Origin of the sequence: Streptomyces sp. NPDC101227 (genome assembly GCF_044767545.1) — a bacterium.
Lineage (GTDB): Bacteria > Actinomycetota > Actinomycetes > Streptomycetales > Streptomycetaceae > Streptomyces.
Genome location: NZ_JBIWOD010000020.1, coordinates 43,299 through 69,040 on the forward strand (window position 1 = coordinate 43,299; position 25,742 = coordinate 69,040).

Consider the following 25,742-nt stretch of genomic DNA (forward strand, 5'->3'; position numbering starts at 1 on the left):
CTGGCGAGATCCCGTTCGCCGGAGCCCACACCACGCTCCGGACCCGCGAACTAGCGGAAATCGTCCGCGTGCTCCTCCGCCCACGAGCGGAAGGTGCGCGCCGGCGTTCCGGTGATCTCCTCCACCCTGGTGGTGATCACGTGCGATTCGGGACGCGTTGCCGCGCTGCCCAACAGGGCCTCGACGAGAGCGAGTGGCCTGCCGTCGGCGAGCATCTGCGCTCGGGCGACCTCCAGGGGGACCTTCTCGAAGCGCGTCGGGCGACCGATCGCCTCACCGATCGTCCGTACCTGCTGGGCCCTGCTCAGTACCTGCGGGCCGGTCAGGACATGTTGTGCGCCCGTGTGTCCGTCATCGGTCAGCGCATGTACCGCCACGGCCGCGACATCCCGTTCGTGGATCACCGCCGTGGCGGCGATGTCGGGACCGCGCACGATGCGTGTGGTGCGGATCTGCTCGGCCCACCCTCGCGCGTTGGAGGCGATGGTGTCCGACCGCAGGACGGTCCACTCCAGACCGGATTTCTCGATCAGGTGCTCCATGTCGGCGTGGAGCTGGTTGATCGGGTCGGTCTGCCGTTCGGCGTCCTCGTTCACGCCCGACGATGAGAGGTAGACGACGCGGCGGACATGTCGTGCCATCGCCTCCAGTACTGCGGGGGCGCCGTCGGTCGTCAGGAACGGCCAGATCAGGAAGACCGTGTCGCTCCCGGTCAGCGCCCCCTCGAGGGTGTCGGGCCGGGACAGGTCCCCGCCGACGACCGCGGCTCCCGCCGGCAGCCCGGCCGATTCGGGATCGCGCGCCAATGCCCGCACGGCGGTGCCGGTGGCCAGGAGTTGACTGACGACGTGTCGGCCGACGTTGCCGGTCGCGCCGGTCACAAGAATCTCACTCATGATCGGGTCAGCCTCGGCGGCGCGCGAAGTATTCCGCCCTGTCGGGTCCGTAGCGCGCGGGACCGGGACCGCCGGGCATCGCGCGCAAGCCGACGGGCCGCACCCCCACCCGTGAGGGGGAGTGCGGCCCGCCGACAATCCGGCTGTGCCGGTGCCTGCTCGCGGCAGGCGGTGCTTACTGCGCGTACTGCGCTTACTTGCGGATCAGCGACCGCAGCACGTACTGCATGATGCCGCCGTTGCGGTAGTAGTCCGCCTCGCCGGGGGTGTCGATGCGGACGACCGCGTCGAACTCGACGCCGCTGTCCGTCGTCACCTTGACCGTGCGCGGCGTGGTGCCGTCGTTCAGCTCGGTCACGCCGGAGACGGAGAAGGTCTCCTCGCCGGTCAGGCCCAGCGACTGCGCCGAGGCGCCCTCGGGGAACTGGAGCGGCAGAACGCCCATGCCGATGAGGTTCGAGCGGTGGATGCGCTCGTAGGACTCGGCGATGACGGCCTTGACGCCCAGGAGCGCGGTGCCCTTGGCGGCCCAGTCACGGGACGAGCCGGAGCCGTACTCCTTGCCGGCCAGGATGACCAGCGGGATGCCGGCGGCCTGGTAGTTCTGCGAGGCGTCGTAGATGAAGCCGACCGGCCCGCCGTCCTGGGTGAAGTCGCGGGTGAAGCCGCCCTCGGTGCCCGGCGCGATCTGGTTGCGCAGGCGGATGTTGGCGAAGGTGCCGCGGATCATGACCTCGTGGTTACCACGGCGCGAGCCGTAGGAGTTGAAGTCGCGACGCTCGACGCCGTGCTCGGTGAGGTACTTGCCGGCCGGGGTGTCGGCCTTGATCGCACCGGCCGGGGAGATGTGGTCGGTGGTGACCGAGTCGCCCAGCTTGGCGAGGACGCGCGCACCGGCGATGTCCGAGACCGGGGTGGTCTCCATCGTCATGCCCTCGAAGTACGGGGGCTTACGGACGTAGGTGGACTGCGGGTCCCACTCGAAGGTGTTGCCGGTCGGGACCGGCAGCGCCTGCCACTGGGCGTCGCCCGCGAAGACGTCCTGGTAGGACTTGTTGAACATGTCCTCGCCGATGGCGTTGGCGACGACGTCGTTGACCTCGGCCTCGGTCGGCCAGATGTCAGCCAGGTAGACCGGCTGACCGTCCTGGTCGGTGCCGAGCGCGTCCTTGGTGATGTCCACCTTCATCGAACCGGCGAGGGCGTACGCGACGACCAGCGGCGGGGAGGCGAGGTAGTTCATCTTGACGTCGGGGTTGATCCGGCCCTCGAAGTTACGGTTGCCGGAAAGCACCGAGGTGACGGCCAGGTCGTGCTCGTTGACGGCCTTGGAGACCTCCTCCGGCAGCGGGCCGGAGTTGCCGATGCAGGTGGTGCAGCCGTAGCCGACGAGGTTGAAGCCGACCTTGTCGAGGTACGGGGTCAGACCGGCCTTGTCGAAGTAGTCGGTGACGACCTTCGAGCCCGGGGCGAGGGTGGTCTTGACCCACGGCTTGCGGGTCAGGCCCTTCTCGACCGCCTTCTTGGCCACCAGGGCGGCGGCGACCATGACGTACGGGTTCGAGGTGTTGGTGCAGGAGGTGATGGCCGCGACCGTCACCGCACCGTGGTCGATCTCGTAGGTCGTGCCGTCGGGGGCGGTGACCGTGGTCGGGCGGGTCGGCACGCCGTTGTGGACGGCCGGGGCGTCGGAGGCCGGGAAGGACTCCTGGCCCGCCTCGTCGGCGTCGTCCACGTAGTTGCGGACGTCCTGCGCGAACTGCTGCGCGGCGTTGGCCAGGACGATGCGGTCCTGCGGGCGCTTCGGGCCGGCGATCGACGGGACGACCGTCGACAGGTCCAGCTCCAGCTTCTCGGAGAAGTCCGGCTCGGCCTTCGGGTCCAGCCAGAGGCCCTGCTCCTTGGCGTACGCCTCGACGAGCGCGACCTGCTGGTCGGAGCGGCCGGTCAGGCGCAGGTAGTTCAGGGTCTCGCCGTCGATCGGGAAGATCGCGGCGGTGGAGCCGAACTCCGGCGACATGTTGCCGATGGTGGCGCGGTTGGCGAGCGAGGTGGCGGCGACGCCCTCGCCGTAGAACTCGACGAACTTGCCGACGACGCCGTGCTTGCGCAGCATCTCGGTGATGGTCAGCACGAGGTCGGTGGCGGTCGTACCCGGCTTGAGCTCACCGGTGAGCTTGAAGCCGACGACGCGCGGGATGAGCATCGAGACCGGCTGACCGAGCATCGCGGCCTCGGCCTCGATGCCGCCGACGCCCCAGCCCAGCACGCCGAGGCCGTTGACCATGGTGGTGTGCGAGTCGGTGCCGACGAGGGTGTCGGGGTAGGCCTGGCCGTTGCGGACCATGACCGTGCGCGCCAGGTGCTCGATGTTCACCTGGTGGACGATGCCGGTGCCCGGCGGGACGACCTTGAACTCGTCGAACGCGGTCTGGCCCCAGCGCAGGAACTGGTAGCGCTCCTTGTTGCGGCCGTACTCCAGCTCGACGTTCTGGCCGAAGGCGTCCTTCGTGCCGAACTTGTCGGCGATGACGGAGTGGTCGATGACCAGCTCGGCCGGGGCCAGCGGGTTGATCTTGTCGGCGTCGCCGCCGAGCTCCTTCACGGCCTCACGCATGGTGGCGAGGTCCACGACACAGGGCACACCGGTGAAGTCCTGCATGATCACGCGGGCCGGCGTGAACTGGATCTCCTGGCTGGGCTGGGCCTGGGAGTCCCAGCCGCCGAGCGCCCGGATGTGGTCGGCGGTGATGTTCGCACCGTCCTCGGTGCGGAGCAGGTTCTCCAGCAGCACCTTCAGGCTGTACGGCAGACGGGCGGAGCCCTCGACCTTGTCCAGCTTGAAGATCTCGTACGACTCGTCGCCCACCTGCAGGGTGCTGCGGGCGTCGAAGCTGTTCGCCGACACGACAGTCTCCTTCATGCATGAATTTCGCGCGTACCACCGCGCTGTGCACCCTATGCGGCTGTCGCCGCACGGTGCCGCCACAGGTGCTTGCCATTCCGCTAAGGTGTGCCTAAGTTAGGCATGCCTTACTGGCGCGGCAGCGGTACGCCTCTTGGTAGATATCTCGATGTCGAGATAACTCTAATACATCGGTGCGGCGAGGTCATGCCCCGGCCGGTGGTCGGTCTCGTCCCGTCTCGGCCGATCGAGGCGTTTTCGCGTCGTCGCCTGGTCAGCGGCTACGCAGCCCCGGGTCAGCATCCGACGGGGAGCGCGCCTCGAAGTTGGGCCGATCAGGTCGGCCGGGGCGTGACCGGCATCCGGAGCGGTCATTCCTCCGGTCATGAAGAAGACCGTCATCACCGCAGCGCTGGCCCTGGCCGCCGTGTCGCCGGCCGCGCCGGCGCACGCCGACCCGGGCCCGGAGAAGATGCCGAACGTGAAGGGCAAGGGCCTGGTCGCGGCGTATCAGGACCTGCACTACAACACCGGCATCCACTTCGCGGACGGGCTCGGCAGGCGCCGCCATGTGCTGTGGCCGGCCAGCTGGAAGGTCTGCGACCAGCAGCCGGCGCCCGGGGCCCGGATGGACGAGCTGAAGATCACGCTGACGGTGGTGAAGAAGGACGAGAAGTGCGCCACCGCGCAGCGGACAGCGGTACGGCGGGGCAGCGGGACGGCGGCAGCGGACTGGCGAGCGGCGCGTCAGCAGGTCATCGGGTAGCGGGTAGCGGGCTCAGCCGACGGCGGGCGCGGCCGCGCGGAAGGCGGCCGCGTTCTCCGTTGCCCACCGGCGGAACGGGGTGCCCGGGCAGCCGGTGAGCCGTGGCACCGTGTCGCGCACCGCCGACAGGTCGGCGTTGACATCGCCGCCGGTGACGTCGAGGACGGCATCGGCGGTCTCGCTCCCCATGACGGGGGCCATCCGGCGGTGTGCCTCCTCCCGGCTGATCTCGACGAAGGTCAGGTCTCGGCCCAGAGCCGCGGCGATGGCCTCGACCTGCTGCGGGGCGGTGATGCGTTCCGGGCCGGTCAGCGCATGGATCTGCCCCCGGTGACCCGGCTCGGTCAGGGCCAGCCGGGCCACCGACGCGATGTCGCCCGGGTGGATGGTGGGCAGCCCCGTGTCCGGGTACGGCGCGTGAACCGTCCCGTGCACGCGGATGGACTCCGCCCACCACAGGGCGTTCGAGGCGAACTGGGTCGGCCGCAGGATCGTCCAGGCCATGCCGCTGTCCCGGAGCAGCGTTTCGACGGCCAGGTTCTGGCGGGCGGCGGGCAGGTCGGGATGGGTCTGGACGGTGATGGACGACACCAGCACCACATGCTCCACACCCGCTCGCCGCGCGGCCGCGAGGACATCGGCGTCGGCACCCATGCCGGATACGAGGAACAGCGCGCGGACCCCGTCCAGTGCGGGCCCGAGCGTCTCCGGCCGGGCGAGATCGCCCGCCATGGCCTCGACCCCCGCGGGGAACGTGGCCCGTGCGGCGTTGCGGGTCAGGGCCCGCAACGGCCCGGCGCCGCGGTCGCTCAACTGCCTCAGCAGTGCGGTGCCGATGTTTCCGGTCGCGCCGGTCACGAGGATCATCGCCGTCATCTCCCGATCTCTGAGTCTTTTGGCCTTTTGGCCTCTTGGCCTCTTGGCCTCTTGGCCTCTTGGCCTCTTGGCCTGCCGAGGTCCCGGGATGCCGAGCCCCCTCCGCCGAACCCTCGTTCCGCCGGACTCCCGGGCATCGGCCGCCCGTTGCCGGCCGGTACAGCCGAACGCTAAGAGCTCAACCGCGCTCGAGGTCAAGGAGACCGACGGCCACCCTGCGCGCGCCGCGGCCGCCGCCTCGCATTCGTCTGCCGTCGCCTGTCACATCCGCGCGCCGCGATCCGTCAGTGCGATGACGACGAAATCGAGCGATGCGCAAGGCGCAGGAATACCAAGGAGAGCACCGATGCAGGCACGTATGCAGAACCCGGCCGTGGTCATCCCCGACGCCATGTCGGCCATCCTCGACGTGGTCAAGGCCGCGAAGAAGGGTGGTGTGCCGGGCACGACGCTGGAGCTGGTCCATCTGCGCGCCAGCCAGATCAACGGGTGCAGCTACTGCGTGGTCGGCGGCGCGCAGAGCGCCAAGAAGTCGGGCGAGACCGACGAGCGGCTGCACGCGGTGGCCGCGTGGCGGGAGGCGCCGTACTTCACCGACGCCGAACGGGCCGCGCTGGCCCTGGCCGAGGCCGCCACCCGGCTGGCCGACCGGTCCGACCCGGTGCCGGACGCCGTCTGGGACGAGGCCGCCCGCCACTACGACGAGCCGCAGCTCGCCGCGCTGACGTTGATGATCGGCCTGACGAACCTCTTCAACCGCCTCAACGTCACCACCCAGCAGGTGGCGGGCGCGACCTGGTAGTCGGCAGGGACCGGTTGCCGGCATGAACCGGCAGTCGCCATGAACCGGTGGTGCATTGAACCGGAAGCGCATTGAACCGGCAGTCCGCGCAAGAGCAGTTCGGTCGGCGTGATCATCCGCGAGGATGGAGCGATCGCGCCGGCCTCGCACGTCCTCGTGTCACATCGGCCGGCGCTCGTCCGTCACTGCAGTGACGGCACGCAACGGAGGAATGTGAGCGATGGACGAGTTCGGGAAGCAGACCGAGGGCGGGAACGAGAAGGGCGGGAGCGAGAGCGAGTGGCTGGCCCGGCGGTTCGAGGAGAACCGCGGCCATTTGCGGGCGGTCGCCTACCGGATGCTCGGCTCGCTGACCGAGGCGGATGACGCCGTACAGGAGAGCTGGCTGCGGCTCAGCCGCTCCGGGGCGGACGGTGTCAACAACTTGGGCGGCTGGCTCACGACGGTCGTCGGGCGGGTGTGCCTGGACATGTTGCGCACCCGCAAGGCCCTGCGCGAGGACTCGCTGGAGGTGCACGTCCCCGAGCCGGTCATCAGCCGCGAGGAGGGCATCGACCCCGAGCAGGAGGTGCTGCTGGCCGACTCGGTCGGGCTGGCGCTGCTCGTCGTCCTCGAAACGCTGGCCCCCGCCGAGCGGCTGGCGTTCGTCCTGCACGACATGTTCGCCGTGCCCTTCGACGACATCGCCCCCATCGTGGAACGCACCCCCGCCGCCACCCGCCAGCTCGCCAGCCGCGCCCGCCGCCGGGTGCAGGGCACGGCGGCACCCGACGCCGACCTGCCCCGCCAGCGGGAGGTCGTCCACGCCTTCCTCGCCGCCTCCCGGAACGGCGACTTCGACGCACTGCTCGCCGTCCTCGACCCGGAGGTCCTGCTGCGCGCCGACGGCGGCACGGTGGACCTGTCGAAGGTGGTGCGCGGGGCGCGGGCCGTGGTGCAGCAGGCGCTGATGTTCTCCCGCCTCGCCCACCTCGCGCGACCGGCGCTGGTGAACGGGGTGCCGGGGGTGGTCACGGTCCAGAACGGCCGGGCGGTCGCCGTCATGGGATTCACCATCGCGGACGGCAGGGTCGTCGAGATCAACATCCTGGCGGACGCGGAGCGCCTGGGGCGGCTCGATGTGACGGCCTTCTGACCGGTGCCCGGCCCGGCGAGGTCAACGGGCCGGGAACTACAGGCAGAGGCCGGGGGACCAGGGTCAACAGGCGGGTACCGGACCGCCGTTGTCCAGCTCGCGGAGTGCGTGAACGGCGCCCTTGAGGGTCGTGACGGGTATCAGCCGCAACCCGTCGGGGGCGCCCCGCAGGCTCTCGCACTCCGCCTTCGGCACGAGAAAGACGCTCGCTCCGTCGCGCCGGGCCGCCTGCGCCTTCAGCGCCACCCCGCCGACGGCGCCCACCGCGCCGTCGGCGTCGATCGTGCCCGTACCGGCGATCTTCCGCCCGCCGGTGAGATCACCACCGCCGTCACCGCTCCCGCTCCCACCGCCGCCATCGCCGTCCAGTTTGTCGACGATGCCGAGGGCGAACAGCAGACCGGCGCTCGGCCCGCCCACATCGTCGAGTTTCAGTTTCACCTTCACCCGGTCCGGGTCCTTCTTCAGAAATCCGAGCGCGGCCGCCACCGCCGCATTCTGCGATTTCTTCATATCGGCGGCGTTGTGCGCCGCGACCTGCGCATCGGACGCACCGGGCGGAAAGACGGCATCACTGGGCATCACGGCGCGATCCGCACGGAAATAGCCGCCGATCACATCCGCCAAGCGGATATCGACCCGTGGTGCGGTCGCCTGGATCGCCACCATCCGCAGCTGGCCGCTGGTCTTGCGCACCGGAGCGCCGCTGACGGAAATGACCTCGTCGCCGCCGTACGGGCCCAGCACATCCGTGGTCTGACCGGGCCGCGCGACGGAGTACGGCAGCGGCGCAAAGCCGGCGACGGCCAGCAGCGCCACCACCGGTACGGCGCTCAGCGCGAGGACACGGGAACGGGGCCGGCGAGAGGGACCGGGGTGTGCTGAGGCTCCGTCACGGGAGGGGCGAGAGATCACGGCGCCAATGTAGCCGTCGCCGAAGAGGCCGCCGCGGGCCCGGTCGCACCACGCGACGAGGACGAGTGCTCATCGCCCCGCCAGCCCCACCCGCACCACCGTCACGATCTCCTCGTCCGACAGGCCCAGTTGGCGGGCCTGGGCGATCAGCTGCTCGGCGGCCTCGCCCAGCCGGGCACGGGCGGGGGACGCGGCGCCGGTGACCACCGCGCCGCGGCCGCGGCGGAGTTCGATCAGCCCCTCCTCCTTGAGGCGCTGATAGCCACGCAGCACGGTATGGACGTTCACCCCCAGGGACGCGGCGAGCGCACGGGCGGCCGGCAGCCGTTCCCCGGCGTGCACCGAGCCGTCGGCGATGGCCCCGCGCACCGATGCCGCGATCTGGTCCCCGAGCGGAACGGCGGAGCCGGGGTCGACCCGGAAGAGCATCTCAGTCCCCTTGCCTTTCCCGCGCACGGTCGAGATAGGTGTTGACCAGTGCGGCGGCGGTGGCCGCATCGTCCACCGTCACCACGAACTCCCGCCCGTTGGTGAGCCGCAGCACCAGCCCGTCACCGGAACGGAGCACCAGACCGCTGCGGCCGGGCCGGACCCGATAGCCCCAGCCGCCGAAGTCGACGAGCGGGACAATCCTCCGGCTGGTGGCCTCCTCGACCCGGTCCAGCCTGATGCGCCGGAAAGGGTACGGCACCAGTGTCGAGGCGAGCGCCAGTCCACGCCGGTCCACGGTCACCCGTACGGAGGCCAGCGCCCCGACCATCGGTACGGAGAGGAAGAGGACGACGGCGGCGAGCCGGCCGGGTGTGAAGGCGACCGCCACGGACACGGCCAGCAGCACCACGCTCGTGATGACCAGCAGCGGCGAGCTGATGGAACGCGACCAGCCGGCCGTCTCGCCGCGGGCCAGGGCGAGCCGCTGCGCACGGCCCCCGGCCTGCGGGGACGGCGGCCGCCGGTCGGGACCGGCGAGAAGCCAGCCCAAAGCGCCGCACAGGACGGCCGCGGCGACCGCCGCCGCCACCTGCCACAGCCGCAGCCGCACCTCCGCGGCGTCCGTGACACCGGCGTTGTCCAGCAGCGTCACGGATGTCAGGGCGCCCAGCAGGGTGGCGACCCCCCATCCGAGGGATATCGACCAGCGGATGCCCGGCGCGGTGCTGCGCAGCCGGACGAGGACGCCCAGGCCGACGCCCAGCACAAGGGTCGCGATGAGTGTCCCGGTCAGAAAGCCCTGGGTGGAGGAGTAGCCGTCGGCGCGTCCGTCGAGGCCGTGGAAATGGGTGGCGATGGGCTCGGGCAGCCGGTCGGAGACCGCTGCGTAGATGCCCGCGACGGACGCGAGGGACGCGATGAAGGGGAATGCGGCAAGCCAACTCCGCAGCGGCCCGGAGGCCGGCTCGGGCGAGCCCGAGGACTCCTCCCCCGCTCCCCTCGCCTCTCCCGTCTTCCCGGCCTTCATGTCGGCCATGACAACCTCCCGTTGTAGTTATTCGCATACTAGTAGAACAACTGGGGGGAGGAATAGAACAGAGAACTAGACAATCCGACCATCGTCAATACACGCATCCATCTCATATCTGAGATACGGTCACTGCATGGCAGACGACTACCTCGTACGCATCGGCAGGCTCATCCGTGACGCCCGACAGCACCGGGGCTGGACACAGACGCAGCTCGCCGAGGCGCTCGGCACCAGCCAGAGCGCGGTGAACCGGATCGAACGCGGCAACCAGAACATCAGCCTTGAGATGATCGCTCGCATCGGCGAGGCGCTGGACAGTGAAATCATCTCGCTCGGCTACGCCGGGCCCATGCATCTACGGGTGGTCGGCGGCCGTCGACTGTCCGGCAGCATCGACGTCAAGACGAGCAAGAACGCCTGTGTCGCGCTGCTTTGCGCCACGCTGCTGAACGCAGGCCGCACAACTCTGCGCCGGGTGGCCCGCATTGAGGAGGTCTACCGCATCCTCGAGGTGCTCGGCAGCATCGGCGTCCGCACCCGCTGGATCAACGACGGCAACGACCTGGAGATCCTCCCGTCGGCCGAGCTGAACCTCGAGGCGATGGACACCGAAGCGGCCCGCCGCACCCGCAGCGTCATCATGTTCCTCGGCCCGCTGCTGCACCGTATGGACCGCTTCAAGCTTCCGTACGCGGGCGGTTGCGACCTCGGCACCCGTACCGTGACGCCGCACATGACGGCGCTGCGGCACTTCGGGCTGGAGATCACCGCGACCGACGGCACCTACCTCGGCGAGGTCGACCGCACGGTCGCCCCCAAGCGCCCGATCGTACTGACCGAGCGCGGCGACACGGTCACCGAGAACGCCCTGCTGGCCGCCGCCCGGCACGACGGCGTCACGGTCATCCGCAACGCCTCCTCCAACTACATGGTCCAGGACCTGTGCTTCTTCCTGGAGGAGCTGGGCGTCAAGGTCGAGGGCATCGGCACGACCACGCTCACCGTCCACGGCGTCGCGCACATCGACCGGGACGTGGACTACGCGCCGTCCGAGGACCCGGTCGAGGCGATGAGCCTGCTGGCGGCGGCGGTCGTCACCGAGTCGGAGCTGACCATCCGCCGGGTGCCGGTGGAATTCCTGGAGATCGAGCTGGCCGTCCTGGAGGAGATGGGCCTCGACCACGAGCGCAGCACGGAGTACCCCGCCGACAACGGCCGCACCCGGCTGATCGATCTGACCGTACGCCCCTCCAAACTCCAGGCCCCGATCGACAAGATCCACCCGATGCCCTTCCCGGGCCTGAACATCGACAACGTCCCCTTCTTCGCGGCCATCGCGGCCAGCGCCCAGGGCCAGACCCTCATCCACGACTGGGTCTACGACAACCGCGCGATCTACCTGACGGACCTCAACCGCCTGGGCGCCCAGGTCAAACTGCTCGACCCGCACCGCGTACTGGTCGAGGGCACCACCCGCTGGCGCTCCGCAGAAATGATGTGCCCCCCGGCCCTGCGCCCGGCCGTCGTCGTCCTCCTCGCGATGATGGCCGCCGAGGGCACCTCCGTACTGCGCAACGTCTATGTCATCAACCGGGGTTACGAGGACCTGGCGGAGCGGCTCAACTCCATCGGGGCGCAGATCGAGATCTTCCGGGACATCTGAGAACTCCGCGAAAGGGTGCCGCCGCGCTCGGTCTGACCTGCACGAATGTGAGGCAGGACGGGGTGCGGCAGCATCAGTGGGATTTCTCTGGGGCTTTACTACTGGGGGCTTCCACCGTGATCGTGGACACCGTTGTCATGCAGCGATGGGCAGCATAGTTGATCTCTACTCGAACACGACGGGCGCAAGGCAGCCGAGCGCCGAGCGCCTCCGCTTGTGGTTGTAGAAGCCGAGCCAGCGGAGCACCGCGAGCTGAGCGGCTCGTTCGGTGTGTCAGCCGCGCCGACCGGACAGGATCTTCCGCTTGAGAGAGGCGAAGAACGACTCGGCGACAGCATCTGCCGCGCTCGATCCGGCAGCCCTCATAGACCGGCGGACCCCAGCGGTGCGGCAGGCCTCGGCGAACGCCTTCGAGCTGCACTGGGCTCCGCGATCACGCCCCCGGCTGCCGCACCGGCGCTGAGGGCTGCGACGCCGGATCCCGGGCGTCGCCGAGGTCGAGGTCATTGCCGATGATGACCTTGCCGAACAGCCACATCAACCGCACCGCGCGCGCCACCCCCAGGGCTGCCGCGCCCTCGGCCAACCAGTGCGCTCCGACCGGATCGTGCTCCGTGGTGTCGAGGGCTACAGCGAGCAGGCACAGACCGGAGACCACCAGTGTCGCGCTGAGAATGCTCATCCAATTCCGCCGGAATTCCGGGCCCTGTTGAGGGTGCGTGCGCAACACCCGCATGCGGGGACCTGTGGCCGCGGCGTACAGGGTCACGGCCGCAGTGATGAAGCTGCCGATGATCGCGACGACGGTCGCCGTCGTCGTATAGACCGCGATCCTCTGCTCCCTGCCGGGCCATCCCAGCACATCGCCCGCGCCCGTGATCCGTACAACCGCCACGTGCAGGCCGACCACTGCACCTGCGATCACCAGGTCCACCACTGGTCGACCCACCCAGCGCCGCCACAGCCAATCCAGCACGCCGCCCCCAACCTCAGCCCTGAACTGCTGCTCAGGCTAGCGGCCGATACTGACATGCTTCCTGTAGCGCCTGCTCATGCGCACGGGCCGCCGCAAAGATCTCGTCGACGGCGTACCGCAGATCGACCGACCGTCCGTCGGTGAAAGCGAGCGGGACATCGCACTGGGCCGTGATGCGGTGGGCGAGAAAGTCGAGCGGCTCGTACTCAAGGGACTGACGGTGCGGGTCCCGGACCGCGACCGTGCCGGTCACGGACCGGATCACTCCGGACTCGTCCACCCATTCGTCCAGATCCGGCATGAACTGGAGTACATCAGTGCGCAGTTCGGTCGCGGCCCGATTCCTGCGCATCGCGGAGAGCCTGCTGCCACGCTGGGGAACCTTCAGCGAGAGCGTGATGGAAGTGTCAGGATGCCGTTGCCCGAAGCTCCGCAGCGAATCAGCAAGGCCACCGTGGGCGCTCAAGGCACTGACGGTGTCGGCCGGAGCCCCCTCCAACTGCACGGTGAACTCGGTGACCGCCTCGATGCGGTTGAGCTTCTCGCGAGCGCGCACGTGGATGACCGGCTTGAGCACCACCTCACCCCATGGCAGACCAACGCCGTTCAGCCACTTGGTGATGGCACTCGCCCGCGGCGCCGAGAAGCCTCCGGGCAGGACCCCAATGATGTTGGCGTACGGAAGGAAGCAGATCGTCGTCACATGGACGACATCCTTGCCTGCCGCGACCTGAAGCGCCTCAATTGTTCCGTTGCTCCGGTCGAGCTGGTGCGGCACCTCACCGGTGATCTTGGCGAGTTGCAAATGATCAGTAGGGACAGTTGAGTCGATCACCCCGACCAGCTGATCATCCGCGCTGCGGACCACGCGCTCGTACGACTCCGAGGCCGTGACCCGGTCGAGGAAGCTCCGCCAGTCCTGGTGAGCCATGCGCGGCTGACCGCACTTGGCCTCAACGACCTCGAAGAAGAAGACCGTTCGCTTGCGTACTGTCCGGGCCACGCCCGCCTCCCCCGCTCTCAGGCTCCGCGTTCCTACATGATCGTAAGTGCCTTCACCGTGGCACACGGCACAGCATTCACGGGATGGCCTGATAGGGACAACCGCGTTCCCCTACTTCCCACACCCCCAACCGGATTCTCCCGTCCTCCTGCAACACCGCCTCCCACCTGGCAAGATGTCCAGAGCAGCGGTCTGACGATCTCAAAATACCGCGATTCGCCCATACCATTGCCGCCGGCACGGACCACATCGGCAATCAGGCGAGTCCGGCAGCGGAAAGGTGCGGTGAACGGCGGTGGCGGCAGCAGGAGGTCCGGCGCCCCCCAAGCCCGGCCAGCACCAGCCCAAGCGCTGGTACCAGACCCGGCCGTCCCCCTTCCCCTGGGAGCAGACAGCCCTCGACTACATCAAGCAGCGGATGCCGGCCACGGCTCCGCACTATGCCTGGGCAACGTTCTCCTTCACCGCTATGAGCGGCCGCATCAACGAGTGCGACCTGTTCATCGCCACACCCCGCGGTCTCTACCTGGTCGAGCTGAAGGGGCACCCCGGCCGCGTCGTCAACAGCGGGGACACCTGGAGCTTCCACGCCCCCGACGGCCGGGTCCGCACGATCCGCAACCCCCTGCACCTCACCGATCTCAAGTCCAAAGAGCTGAAGGCCCGCCTCCAGGAGGCGGCTCGCGAGCTCTACCCAAGCATCCGCGTCCCCCGGATCGACCCGATCGTGTTCCTGTCCGACCCGCTGCTCCAAAGCGAGTTGGACACGGTGCAGCGCACTCGTGTGTACGGGCGTGACGGCGTCCAGAGCGGTCTCCCGGGCATCTGGGACGACTTCCTCAGCCTGCCGCCGGAGCGAGAGAGCTGGCGGATCAAGGAAGACGTCTTCGCGCGGCATCTACCCGAGCTGATGAAGAAGATCGGTGTGCGGGCATCCACTGCCCACCTCAACTTCGGCGACGGCTGGAGGCTCTCCTCCCGCCCGCTGGACGCGGGGCCCACTTGGGAGGACCGGCTCGCCGAGCGCAAGGAGATGATCCACGAGGAGGGCCGGGTCCGGGTCTACCTCGTGGAGCAGCAGGCGAGCGAGGAGAAGCGGCGCTCCGCCACCCGCGCCGCCGAGCGCGAGTATCAGGTGCTCCAGGGCATCGCCCACCGCGGCATCTCCCAGGCCGTCGCCTTCCGGCAGCACCAAGGCGGCCCGGCAATCCTCTTCCGCCACCGGGAGAGCGACCTGCGGCTGGACAACTACCTTGCTGTGCACGGCCCGAAGCTTTCCGAAGCCGTACGCCGCGACATGGTGCGCCAGCTCGCCGAGGCCGTCCGCTACGCCCACCGCCGCTCGCTCTACCACCGCGCACTCGCGGCCCGTTCGGTGTACGTCAGTGCCCGCGAGAACGGCAACGACCCCGTCCTGCGCATCATCGACTGGCAGGCATCGGCCCGCGATTTCGACACCACCTCACTGCGCTCGCTCGGCGAGAGCTCCTTCACCGGCGAGCACATCGAGGACGCCGCCCAGTGCTACCTCGCTCCCGAGACCGACGCCGACTATCCGGACCCCGTGGATCTCGATGTCTTCGGTCTCGGAGCCATAGCGCACCACATCCTGACCGGAATGCCGCCTGCCGAGACCCGTACCGCCCTGAAGGCGCGACTTGCGGCCGACGGCGGACTGCACCTGTACGCGGTGAGCGACGCCATGGATGCCGGCCTCGACGAGCTGGTATACGCCGCGACCCGCGCGTCCGTGGACGATCGCCTCGACTCCGCCGACGCCTTTCTCAGGCAGCTCGACGATGCCGAGCAGGCCAGCGCCGCGCAGGCGGTCGCCATGGAGGCCGACCCGCTCACCGCCACCCCGGGGCAGGCTGTCGACGGGGACTGGACCGTCGAGCGGGTGCTCGGCTCAGGTGCGACGGCCCGGGCGCTGTACGTGACGCGCGTCACCGAGGACGAGCGCGGTCGCCGCGTGGAGGAGGAGCGGGTCCTCAAGGTCGCGCTGGACGCGGAGAAGAACGAGCGCCTGGCCTCGGAAGCTGCAGCCCTCCAGCAGATCAGCAGCGGCCGTATCGTCAAGCTGCACGAAGGCCCGCGCACGATCGGCGGTCGGACCGTCCTCGCCTTGGAGTACGCCGGTCCTGAGACCCTCGGCCAACGGCTGGCAAGCTACGGGCAACTGGGATACGAGGAATTAGCATCCTTCGGCGAGGACCTGTTCACCGCCCTCGACGACCTCGCGGCCAGGGGCCTGCGCCACCGCGACCTAAAGCCCGACAACCTCGGGATCAAGGTCCGGGACGACGGTGAGCAGCAACTGATGCTCTTCGACTTCTCCCTGGCCAATGTCTCCGACCGCGACATCAAGGCCGGCACGCGCGGCTATCTCGATCCCTTCCTCGGGGATGCCCGGCGCCCCATCTACGACGACTACGCGGAGCGGTACGCCGCCGCGGTCGTTCTGCATGAGATGGCTGCAGCCGAGCGCCCCATGTGGGGCAACGGCACGGACGACCCGCAGACGGCCCTCAAGGACGACCTCCCCGTCCTCGCCGCGGATGCCTTCGTGCCCGTCCTGGGACCAGGACTCGAGAAGTTCTTCGAACGGGCGCTGCACCGTGAAGCGAACCGCCGGTTCGAGTCACTGCGGCAGATGCGTGACGCTTGGCGATCCATATTCGTGGAGGCCGACCGCACCCAGCCGCCGCCCGCGTCGGACCCGGTCTCGCTGCTGGGCGGCGCGGGCCGACAGGAGAGCCTCTCCGACGATGACATCCGAGACGTGTACGCGGAGAAGGCGAAGCTCGGCACGACGCTGAGAGACGCGGGGCTGACCGAACGGGCGGCTGCGGTGGCCGAGGAACTCGGCGCGGTGACGGTCGGCGAACTGCTGGACGTTCCCTCGCCTCGCTTCCGCGGGAAGCGCGGTATCGGCGCGGTGGTGAAGAAGGAGCTCAACCGGCGGCACCGTCAGTGGACGGCTGCGCTGCGTCCCAAGAAGCCCAAGGCCGCCGCTGCTCCAGCGCGGCCCGTGGTACCTGTGCCGGCGGACGACAAGCTCGGTGCCGAGCACGAGGCCAGGCAGGACGTGGAGCACTTGGCCGCGCTCCTCAACCCGGTGCCACCGGGCCGCAAGGACAACAAGCGGCCGCAGGTCGTCGCGGCGTGGCTTGGGCTCGACGGCAAGGCTGAGTTGGGTTCCTGGCCCACCAACCGCCAGGTCGCGGAGACGGTAAAGGTCTCCGAGTTCACCGTCTCGAAGCACCTCACCGCGGCGATCACGGAGTGGGCCGACGCGGGATGGATGAACGTCCTGCGCGGTGAATTGGTAGACGCCGTCCGGGACGCGGGCCGCGTGATGACCGCCAGGGAACTGTCCCGGGTGCTGGCCGCGAGCCACGGTTCCGAAAGCGAGTCCACGGAGGGCAAGGAGGCCGCCGCGCTCGCGGTCGTACGAGCCGCTGTCGCCGCCGAAACACTCCTCACCGGACGCGACGAGGACCATGAACCGCGGCTCGCACAGATGCGGCGGCGGGGCCGGCTGATCGTGGCCCTGGAGTCGCTGGACGGCTCCGATGACCCGACGTCCGATGAACTCGCTGCCTACGCGATAGAGCTGGGTGAAGCGGCAGAGAAGATCGCCACTGCCGATCCCCTGCCGGACCGGTCCGGTGCGCTCCGCGACCTACGGGCGGTGCGCACACCTGAAGGCGTGGCCCCGCTGCCGGACGCCCGGCTGGTCACGCTGGCCGCGGCAACTTCATTGGGTGCCGCCGCATCCCCCCGGCTTGAGCTGTACCCACACACGCTGGAGCTGTGGCGTGCCCTGCAGATATCTCAAGCCGCGGCCGGTGTGCGGCGCGAGGTAGGCATCAGCCTGGAGGGGCTGCTCTCTCGTCTGCGCTCTCGCTTCCCCGAGATGGCGATGGGCAGGCCCACGTACGTCGAGGTCGAGGACGCGCTCAAGAAGGCCGGGTTCCCGCTGACGTACGAGACGGCGGAGGCGCGCTTCAAGCCCCCCGTGCCGGTGTCAGCGGTGGGCAGCAGCAGCTGGCCCACCTCGACGGGCACAGTGACGAGGGCCTCTCGCGCACGGGTGGCCGGCGCCGCCGGGGGGCGCGAGCCGTCGGCGCTGCTCGCCGCCAAGCTCAACTCCGCGATACGGGAGGGCGGATTCCTCGCACTGAATGTGCACGTCAAGCGGCTGCGGGGTGAGGCCGGCTCTGTTGCGGACGCGATCGCGGAGGCGTTCCCGGTGGTTCCGGTGAACTTGGCGCGGGTCTTCCTGGAGGAGTTCCGGGCGCTGGCGGGCGAGCACGGCACGGACTGGTCGAAGGTGCTGGGCGCGGACACCCGGTACACCAGGACTAGTGAACTTCCGGGTGGGCTACGGTCGTTCGTGGTCCGGGTGTGGCCGAGGGTCGCGGCGTGGATGAAGGGGGCAGCCTCTCGGGAGCCCGGGGCGGTGTTGTTCGTTCACACCGCGGGCCTGCTCTCCCACTACTACGAGGCAGGTGGGCACGAGCTTCTGGTGGAACTGCAGCGCGAGGCCCGCAAGCCTGGTGGGCGACCGCACGGCCTGTGGCTGCTCACGCCGTCGCACAACCCGCAGGGGGGACCGCAGTTGGACGGGCGCACGGTGGAGGTAACCGGTGGCGACGCGGAACGCGTGGTACTGACCGAGGACTTCCTCAAGAACTTAGCTGCACATCGGGAGGGTTTGGGACTGTGAGCGCGCGCAATGGGGGTCAGGACGGCCTGCTGAAGGACTTACGCAAGCAGGTCACGCTCCTGGAAGACGACCTGCGGGCGCGGAGCGAGTCGGTGGATGAGTACCGGGACCGGCTCACGGACGAGTACACGCGGGCGTATGCGGCAGACCGTACGGCAGCGACGTACGAGTCGTGGCGCGATGAGCGAGTTACCCAGGCCGCGGCCGCGTGGGTACTCGGTTGCGTCTTCGTACGGTTCTGCGAGGACAACGGGCTGATCGAGCGTGCGTGGCTGGCGGGTGTCGGTGAGCGTCTGAAGGACGCGGAGGATCACGACGCGGCGTTCTTCGCGGCGAACCCGCAGAAGAACGACCGCGACTGGATCGTCGCGTCGTTCGACCACCTGGCGGGGACCAACCCGACGGTGGCGGGACTGTTCGACCGTGGACACAATCCCTTGTGGGAGATCACGCCTTCGTACGAGGCGGCAACGGCGCTTCTGAAGTTCTGGCGGCGGGTTGATTCCGACGGTGAACTCATCCACTCGTTCGTGGACGGCGACTTGGGCACCCGCTTCCTGGGCGACCTTTACCAGGACCTGAGCGAGCACGCGCGGAAGACGTACGCGCTGCTCCAGACCCCGGTGTTCGTGGAGGAGTTCATCCTCGACCTGACGCTGGAGCCGGCGGTGGAGGAGTTCGGCCTGCAACCGGTCGTCACGATCCGCGATGGGCACGGCGTGGACCGGGAACTCCCAGCGGGGCTACGAACGATCGATCCGGCGTGCGGCTCGGGTCACTTCCTACTGGGGCTGTTCGAGCGGCTGCTGGAGAAGTGGCGAGACGAGGACAAGAGCGCGGACGAGTGGACGCTGATCCGCCGGGCTCTGAATGCGGTGCACGGGTGCGACAAGAATCCCTTCGCGGTGTCGATCGCCCGGTTCCGGCTGTTGATCGCTGCGCTGAAGGCTGCGGGTGCGGGGCGGCTTGATACAGCGCCAGGCTTCCCGATTAACGTGGCAGTGGGTGACTCCCTGATCCACGGTCGCGGTGCGCCGAAGCGGGAATCGGAGACCATGTTCTCCCTGTCGGGAGAAAGCCTGGAAACCTTCTTCTACCGGCCCGAGGACATAGGCGAGTACGCGGAGCGTTGCGACCTGATGACGCGCGACACGTACCACGTGATCGTGGGAAACCCGCCGTACATCACGGTTAAGGACAAGCGGGAGAACCTCAACTACCGGGTGTACGAGTCCTGCTCGGGCAAATATGCACTATCCGTGCCGTTCGCCGAGCGGCTGTTCCAACTGGCGGTGCGAGCATCGGGGTCGAATCGAGATGCGGGGTACGTCGGCCAGATCACCGCGAACTCCTTTATGAAGCGGGAGTTCGGAAAGAAGCTGATCGAAGAGTTCTTCAGGCTCAGAGTCCACCTGACGCACATCATCGATACGTCAGGGGCATACATTCCGGGGCATGGGACGCCGACGGTGATTCTGGTGGGGCGGAACCATGTGACGCGGCCAGAGGAGCCGATTCGGGCAGTCCTTGGGGTTCGGGGGGAGCCGACGCAGCCTGCATCCGCCGAGGACGGGCTTGTCTGGAATGCGATCGTCAACCAGGTTGGACGCCCTGGAAGCGAATCGGATTGGGTATCAGTCGAAGCCGCATCGCGCAGCCGGTTTGCGGACTTCCCGTGGAGCGTAAGCGGAGGTGGCGCGGGCGATCTGCAAGCCCTGATCGAAAGCTACGCTCGCCAAACCCTGGCCAACACGTTCGATTCGACCGGGTTCCACGACATCCTCGGAGAAGACGAAGTCTTCACTGCGGATCGCGTCCCATCGCAGTGGACCCGTTTCGCCATCGCCTCGAAGCCACTGGTCACAGGAGATGTGCTGCGCGACTGGGGAACCGATGCCTCCCCTGTCCTGTGGCCGTACAAGGGTCGGCTTGCGGACTTGGGACTTCAGAGCACTCCGCTCTTCTGGCCCTACAGGGCCCTGCTCCGAGCTGGTTTGACCTTCGGGAAAACCCGCGAAGCGCGCGGAATGGCCTGGCACGAACACATCATGCTGTCCTGGGATCGGACTGAAGCACCGCGGCTCCTGGCGTTCGCGTTTGTGGCGACGCACAACCACTTCGTGCTGGACCGGGGCGGGAAGGTCTTTAACCGTTCCGCCCCAGTGATCAAGCTGCCGGAGGGGACGGGCGAGGACGATCACCTGGCGTTGCTGGGGGTACTTAACTCGTCGACGGCATGCTTCTGGCTCAAGCAGGTAAGCCACGACAAGGGCAATCGTGGCGAGGGCGGTGGAATCACAAGTTCGGGATGGGAGCGCTTTTACGAGTTCACGGGGACCAAGCTCCAGGAGTTCCCCCTCCCCACCCAACTCCCCCTCCCCCTCGGCCGCGCCCTCGACACCCTCGCCCAAAAATTCGCCACCCAAGAGCCCTCCGGCGTCTGCACCGTCGACCAGCCCCCAACCCGAGCCCGCCTCAACGCCGCCCGCGACGCCTGGTCTCGCACCCGCCAGCGCATGATCGCGCTCCAGGAAGAGCTGGACTGGGAGGTCTACCACTCCTACGGGCTGCTCACCGACGCCGAGAAAGCCCGCCTCACCGACCCCTCCCCCGCGCCCACGACCATCCCCCAAGTGAAGCTCGGAGAGCGGGCGTTCGAGATCGTACTCGCGCGCAAGCAGGCCGCCGGCGAGATCGAAACCGCCTGGTTCGACCGCCACGGCTCCACCCCCGTCACCGAGATCCCCTCCCGCTGGCCGGACTGGTACCAGGACATCGTCCAGGCCCGCATCGACACCATCACCTCCCGCCGCGACATCGCCCTCATCGAGCGGCCCGAGTGCAAGCGGCGTTGGGCGACCGAACCCTGGGAGAAGCGGGAGAAGGCCGCACTTCGTACCTGGTTGCTCGACAAGTGCGAGGACAAATCGCTCTGGTTCCACGTCCTCAACGACTTCGAGCAGCCTCGCACCCTCACCGTCGGCCAGCTTGCCGACGAGCTCGAGAAGCGGGCCGACGCCAAGGCGATCCTCAACACCGCTTCCCTCTACGCCACCCACCTCGGCAAGCCCAACCTCTCCCTCACCCAGGTCCTCCAGGACGTGGTCGACACCGAGCACGTCCCGTACCTCGCCGCGTACCGCTACAAGGACACCGGCCTGCGCAAGCGCGCACAGTGGGAGGACGTCTGGGAGCAGCAGCGCGAGGAGGACCGGACCGGCGAGCGGCTCGACATCCCCGTGCCGCCGAAGTACACCTCCGCGGACTTCCTGAAGCAGTCCTACTGGTCGAACCGCGGGAAGCTGGACGTGCCCAAGGAGCGGTTCGTCTCCTACCCGGACGCCGGTCCCGGCTCCGACCCGACCCTCCTTCTCGGCTGGGCCGGCTGGGACCAGCGTGACCAGGCGACCGCCCTGCTGAACATCGTCAGCGAGCGCCGCAAACAGCAGGACTGGTCCGGCGAGCAGCTCGTGCCGCTGCTCGCGGGGATCAACGAGCAGCTGCCGTGGCTGCGGCAGTGGTTCGGCGAGGTCGACGACGAGTGGGGCGAGGAGTCCGCCGCCGAGGAGTTCCAGAGCTTCCTGGACGGTGAGTTGGCACGCGACCAGCTCACCCCGGCAACACTCACCGCCTGGCGTCCGGCGACGAAGACCCGGGCACGCAAGGCAACAGCAACGGCAAAGACGGCAAAGAAGAAGGCGGCGGAAGACGATGAGTAGCGGCAACGGCGAGCTCTACCTCCGGGACGTACTCGACCTACCCGAGTCCGTGCTCGCCGGCTCCTTCAAGGTCGAGCTGTCCGGCGGCTTCGACGCGACCGCCGACCGCGTACGCGAGTACGTGGTCACCCCGCAGCTGGAGCAGTCCCTCCGCAAGGCGCTGAAGATCGTTGAGGCGTCCGTGCGGGCGGGGTCGTCCGACGCCGCGTATCTGCACGGCTCGTTCGGCTCCGGTAAGAGCCACTTCATGACCGTGCTGCACGCGATCCTCTCCAACGACCCGGCCGCCCGCACCAAGCCGACACTCCAGCCGATCATCGCGGACCACGACGCGTGGCTGCGGGACCGGAAGTTCCTGATGGTCCCGTTCCACCTGGTCGGTGCGACCGACCTCGATTCGGCGATCCTCGGTGGGTACGTCCGCACAGTTCAGCGTCTGCACCCGGACGCACCCGTGCCTCCGGTCTACCGGGCGGACGCGATGTTCGAAGACGCCCGCCGCCAGCGGCAGTTCTTCTCCGATGACACGGAATTCGTCCGCTGGCTCGGCAACCCCTCGCTACCGGTGGAGACAAGCACCGCCCCGCAAGCGGCCGCCGATGACGAGGACGATCTGGTCAACCTCGACGTCAAGGAGGCTCCTGAGGTCTGGACGCCGGCACTCCTCGACGAGGCCTTCGCCGCCGCCCCCGGCGAGAAGGTCCGCAACTGGCTTGCGTCCGCGCTGATCTCCGGTCCGTACTCCTCGTACGCGCTCAGTGCAATGGGCGCGAAGAACGCCTTCCTGCCCCTCGAAAACGGCCTCGACATCATCAGCCGGCACGCCAAGTCCCTTGGCTACGACGGACTGATCCTCTTCCTCGACGAGCTGATCCTCTGGCTGCAGGCGCATCTGCGGGAGCGGACCTTCGTCAATGACGAGGTCAACAAGCTCGTCAAGCTGATCGAGTCGGGTACGGGTGGCCGCGCCCTGCCGGTCATCTCGTTCATTTCCCGCCAGCGTGACCTCTCCGAGCTGATCGGATCGGACGCGGTCGGCGCTGACGCCAAGAACCTGGAACAGCAGGTCAAGTACCTGGCGGGCCGTATCGACCCGATCAGCCTGGAGGACCGCAACCTCCCGGAGATCATCAAGGAACGGGTCCTCAAGCCGAAGGACGACGCCGCCAAGGCCGCGCTCGAAGCCGCCTTCGCCCGGGTCGAGACGTCCAACCAGTCGGTGCGGGACGTGCTGCTCGACGCCAACGGCGCCACCCACGCGGACTGGGCCGACTTCAAGGCGCTGTACCCGGTCTCGCCCGTCCTCCTCAACGTCCTGGTAGCGCTCTCCGGTGCGCTCCAGCGCGAGCGAACCGGTCTCAAGCTGCTCCAGCAGATGCTCTACAAGCGGCGCGAGGACATGAAGGTCGGTGAGCTGATCCCGCTGGGTGACCTATGGGACGTGCTGGCCGAGGGAATGGGCGAGGCGTTCACCGACCGGCTGCGCAGCGAGGCCGACGCGGCAACTCGCTTTCACGGCAGGGTCAAGGATCACCTCCTCCAGAAGTACGGTTCGGCGGGCGACGCCAAGTACAAGGCCGACGACCGCTTCATCAAGACGATGCTGCTCGCCTACCTCGCGCCCGAGGTGCCCGCTCTTACTCGCCTCACGGGGCCACGCCTCGCCGCCCTGAACCACGGGTCGATCCGCTCCCGCACCGGGCAGGAGGACCGGATCGTGGTCAAGCGGATGCAGGAGCTCCAGGCAGAGTTCCCCGGTGAGCTGCGCAGTGACGGCAACGACGCGGACCCGGTCTTCACGTTGCACCTGTCCGATCTGGACGTGGAGCCGATCCTGGACAGCGTCGGCGAGAAGGACACGCACGGCGCCCGCAAGCGATGGGTGCAGGAATGGCTGTGGCGAGAGCTGGGCGTCGTCGACAACGGTGGCTTCGTCGCCGATCGCGAGATCGTCTGGCACGGTACGCGGCGTATGGCCGAGTTCGTCTTCGAGAACGTGAGCGATCCCCAGATCCTGCCCGACGCGCAGTTCGAGCCGTCCTCGTCGGACCGGATCCGGTTCATCATCGATTACCCCTTCGACGAAAACGTAGACGGCCGGCCCAGCGCGGACGAGAACCGGGTCTTCCGCGTGCAGCGGGAGAAGCCCGATGCGGCGACCATCGTCTGGCTGCCGTCCTTCCTCTCCGCCCAGCGAGGCACCCAGCTCGGCCGACTCCTGAAGATCAACTACCTGCTCGGCAGGGACCGGTTGAAGGACTTTGCGACCCATCTGTCGTCCGACGACCAGGTGCGGGTCAGGCATCAGTTGGAGGCGCAGCGCGAGACGCTTGTCTCGCAGCTGGGCCAGGTACTCCACCAGGCGTACGGAATCGCCAAGGCCAACGAGACCGACCTCGGCGCCCAGGTGACCGAGGGTAAGCACGTCCACTCGTTGTACGCCGGACACACTCCGCAGCTCCAGGGCGGCGGCCTCTTTGAGTACAACCTGTTGAAGCTCGGCGACGGGTTGTTGGACACGCTCCACCCCAAGCACCCGAACTTCGATCGTCAGGAGAGCCGCAAGCCGGTCACTGCCGCAAAGTTCAAGAAGACCTACGGCTGGATAGTCAAGGCCATGGACGATGGCTCACGCCGGGTCGTGGTCGACAGCGGTGACATCACGGACGTGGCGCGGATCGTGCACGCGCTGGAGTTGGGTGAGGTGCACGACGGACCGCTGAACGTCTCCACGGACTGGCGCCGCCACATCGACCAGCAGGCGGGCAAGCACGGGGCCAAGGGCGACTTCTCGGTCGAGGACATCCGTGTCTGGATCGCCGAGCTCGGCTGGACGGGGCTCGACAAGCTGGTCTCCAACCTGGTGATCGCCACGTACGCATTGCTCTCGGATCGCTCCTGGATCTACCACGGGCAGGCGGAAGAGGCCCCCGCGCTGGACCAGATCGGCCCCGGCTGGGCACTGCGGGCCCAGGAGCGTCCCAGTGAGGACGAGTTCACGGCGGCACACACCCGGGCCGCGGCACTGTTTGGCACGAGTGTCCCGCAGCTGCTGTTCGCCCGGAACGTCAACGCACTCGCCACGGACGTTCATGCGAAAGCGGCGGAGCGAGAGGCCGCTGTCAGCGGGCTGCGGAAGGCGCTGACCCAGTTCAGAACCGCGCTCGGCATCAGTGGCGAGGCCCCCAGCGCACGTGAGCAGTCGGTACACGACGCGGCCGACCTGCTGGCTCGGATCAAGCAGACCCCGGAGCCGACTCCGCTGACCCGTGACCTTGCCGCGGCAACGTATGCGAGCACCGATGTCGTGCTGGCCAAGACCATGTCCTCGGCACAGCGTGTGCTGGATGCTCTGGAGAGCACCGACTGGGACCTCATCGAGAGCCTTCAGCAGTACACCGAGCGCGGGGATGATCTCGCTGACCGGTCCAGGCTCTTGCTCGACGAAATTGCGCAAACAGCGGCAGCCGACGAATTCGACACCGAGCTCACCCCGGTGCTGCGCAGTGCGCGCAGTCAGGCCGTGTCGATGATCAACGAGGCCGCTCGCCGCAGCGTCGTGGCGCCCGTCGCGCCCACACCGCCCCCGCCCGCGGAGCCAGTGGTGGCTTTCCCCTCTGACGAGACGGACGACGAGGACGACGAGCCCTTCGAGCAGCCGAAGCCGGCGCCCAGTACACCGGTCACTCCTGTTGCCACTCGCCGTACGCGTCGGCTCTCGGCGGGGTCCACGAGTGCGCTGGAGACCGTGCTCAGTCAGGCCCTCGACGCGATACAGGGCGAGATCCGCGACTACGCGGCCGCACACCCCGGCGCTGAGATCGAAATCCAGTGGCGGGTGCCCCACGCCGACCAGGGCGATGATGTGCCGGCACACGGCGGCGAGGCCTGA

Annotated in this window: 15 protein-coding genes; 7 read left to right on the forward strand and 8 right to left on the reverse strand. The window is 68.4% G+C overall.

The annotated features are described in order from the left end of the window. Nucleotides 1–50: 50 nt before the first annotated feature. Both ACIRPT_RS33945 and acnA read right to left on the reverse strand, forming a co-directional pair. Nucleotides 51–896: an NAD(P)H-binding protein gene (locus tag ACIRPT_RS33945; RefSeq protein WP_403834296.1), complete on the reverse strand. Its 846-nt coding sequence runs from the start codon at nucleotides 894–896 to the stop codon at nucleotides 51–53. 193 nt (nucleotides 897–1,089) lie between these two features. After that, on the reverse strand, nucleotides 1,090–3,804 hold the full coding sequence (gene acnA, locus ACIRPT_RS33950; protein ID WP_403834299.1) for an aconitate hydratase AcnA: 2,715 nt from the start codon (nucleotides 3,802–3,804) through the stop codon (nucleotides 1,090–1,092). Nucleotides 3,805–4,186: 382 nt separating this feature from the next. Between acnA and ACIRPT_RS33955 the strand changes: the two genes are divergently transcribed. Next, nucleotides 4,187–4,567 carry a hypothetical protein gene (locus ACIRPT_RS33955; RefSeq protein ID WP_403834302.1) on the forward strand — a complete coding sequence of 127 codons (381 nt, stop codon included), beginning with the start codon at nucleotides 4,187–4,189 and terminating at the stop codon, nucleotides 4,565–4,567. Between the two features lie 12 nt (nucleotides 4,568–4,579). On the opposite strand, the gene ACIRPT_RS33960 is transcribed toward ACIRPT_RS33955, so the two are convergent. Further along, nucleotides 4,580–5,434: an NAD(P)H-binding protein gene (locus ACIRPT_RS33960; protein WP_403834484.1), complete on the reverse strand. Its 855-nt coding sequence runs from the start codon at nucleotides 5,432–5,434 to the stop codon at nucleotides 4,580–4,582. Nucleotides 5,435–5,789: 355 nt separating this feature from the next. On the opposite strand from ACIRPT_RS33960, the gene ACIRPT_RS33965 reads away from it, so the two are divergent. Both ACIRPT_RS33965 and ACIRPT_RS33970 read left to right on the forward strand, forming a co-directional pair. Continuing rightward, nucleotides 5,790–6,245, forward strand: a complete 456-nt coding sequence (locus tag ACIRPT_RS33965; RefSeq protein WP_403508346.1) for a carboxymuconolactone decarboxylase family protein — start codon at nucleotides 5,790–5,792, stop codon at nucleotides 6,243–6,245. Nucleotides 6,246–6,465: 220 nt separating this feature from the next. Then, nucleotides 6,466–7,380 (forward strand): sigma-70 family RNA polymerase sigma factor, encoded by a 915-nt coding sequence (locus ACIRPT_RS33970; RefSeq protein ID WP_403834304.1) that lies wholly within the window; start codon nucleotides 6,466–6,468, stop codon nucleotides 7,378–7,380. A 63-nt stretch (nucleotides 7,381–7,443) separates the two neighbouring features. On the opposite strand, the gene ACIRPT_RS33975 is transcribed toward ACIRPT_RS33970, so the two are convergent. From ACIRPT_RS33975 to ACIRPT_RS33985, 3 genes are all read right to left on the reverse strand, one after another. Continuing rightward, nucleotides 7,444–8,295, reverse strand: coding sequence for a hypothetical protein (locus tag ACIRPT_RS33975; protein ID WP_403834307.1), 852 nt, complete (start codon nucleotides 8,293–8,295; stop codon nucleotides 7,444–7,446). Between the two features lie 69 nt (nucleotides 8,296–8,364). Beyond that, nucleotides 8,365–8,724, reverse strand: coding sequence for a GntR family transcriptional regulator (locus ACIRPT_RS33980; RefSeq protein ID WP_403508340.1), 360 nt, complete (start codon nucleotides 8,722–8,724; stop codon nucleotides 8,365–8,367). Nucleotide 8,725: 1 nt separating this feature from the next. Further along, entirely contained in the window at nucleotides 8,726–9,763 is a 1,038-nt protein-coding gene (locus ACIRPT_RS33985; protein WP_403834309.1) for a DUF1648 domain-containing protein, read from the reverse strand. Nucleotides 9,764–9,890: 127 nt separating this feature from the next. On the opposite strand from ACIRPT_RS33985, the gene ACIRPT_RS33990 reads away from it, so the two are divergent. Then, nucleotides 9,891–11,420: a helix-turn-helix domain-containing protein gene (locus tag ACIRPT_RS33990; RefSeq protein WP_403508336.1), complete on the forward strand. Its 1,530-nt coding sequence runs from the start codon at nucleotides 9,891–9,893 to the stop codon at nucleotides 11,418–11,420. Between the two features lie 433 nt (nucleotides 11,421–11,853). On the opposite strand, the gene ACIRPT_RS33995 is transcribed toward ACIRPT_RS33990, so the two are convergent. After that, on the reverse strand, nucleotides 11,854–12,396 hold the full coding sequence (locus tag ACIRPT_RS33995; RefSeq protein ID WP_403834311.1) for a hypothetical protein: 543 nt from the start codon (nucleotides 12,394–12,396) through the stop codon (nucleotides 11,854–11,856). 31 nt (nucleotides 12,397–12,427) lie between these two features. Continuing rightward, the gene (locus ACIRPT_RS34000; RefSeq protein WP_403834313.1) at nucleotides 12,428–13,327 is read right to left on the reverse strand and encodes a hypothetical protein; all 900 of its coding nucleotides are present in this window, start codon (nucleotides 13,325–13,327) and stop codon (nucleotides 12,428–12,430) included. A gap of 367 nt (nucleotides 13,328–13,694) precedes the next feature. Here ACIRPT_RS34000 and pglW point away from each other — a divergent pair, with 367 nt between their 5' ends. The 3 genes from pglW to ACIRPT_RS34015 are packed head-to-tail and all read left to right on the forward strand — an operon-like array spanning nucleotide 13,695 to nucleotide 25,742. Next, complete coding sequence (pglW, locus tag ACIRPT_RS34005; RefSeq protein WP_403834316.1) at nucleotides 13,695–18,131, forward strand: BREX system serine/threonine kinase PglW; 4,437 nt, start codon at nucleotides 13,695–13,697, stop codon at nucleotides 18,129–18,131. Continuing rightward, on the forward strand, nucleotides 18,128–21,850 hold the full coding sequence (gene pglX, locus ACIRPT_RS34010; RefSeq protein ID WP_403834318.1) for a BREX-2 system adenine-specific DNA-methyltransferase PglX: 3,723 nt from the start codon (nucleotides 18,128–18,130) through the stop codon (nucleotides 21,848–21,850). The genes pglW and pglX overlap by 4 nt, the downstream gene beginning before the upstream one ends. Continuing rightward, on the forward strand, nucleotides 21,843–25,742 hold the full coding sequence (locus ACIRPT_RS34015) for a PglY protein (protein ID WP_403834320.1): 3,900 nt from the start codon (nucleotides 21,843–21,845) through the stop codon (nucleotides 25,740–25,742). Before pglX ends, ACIRPT_RS34015 begins: the two co-directional genes overlap by 8 nt.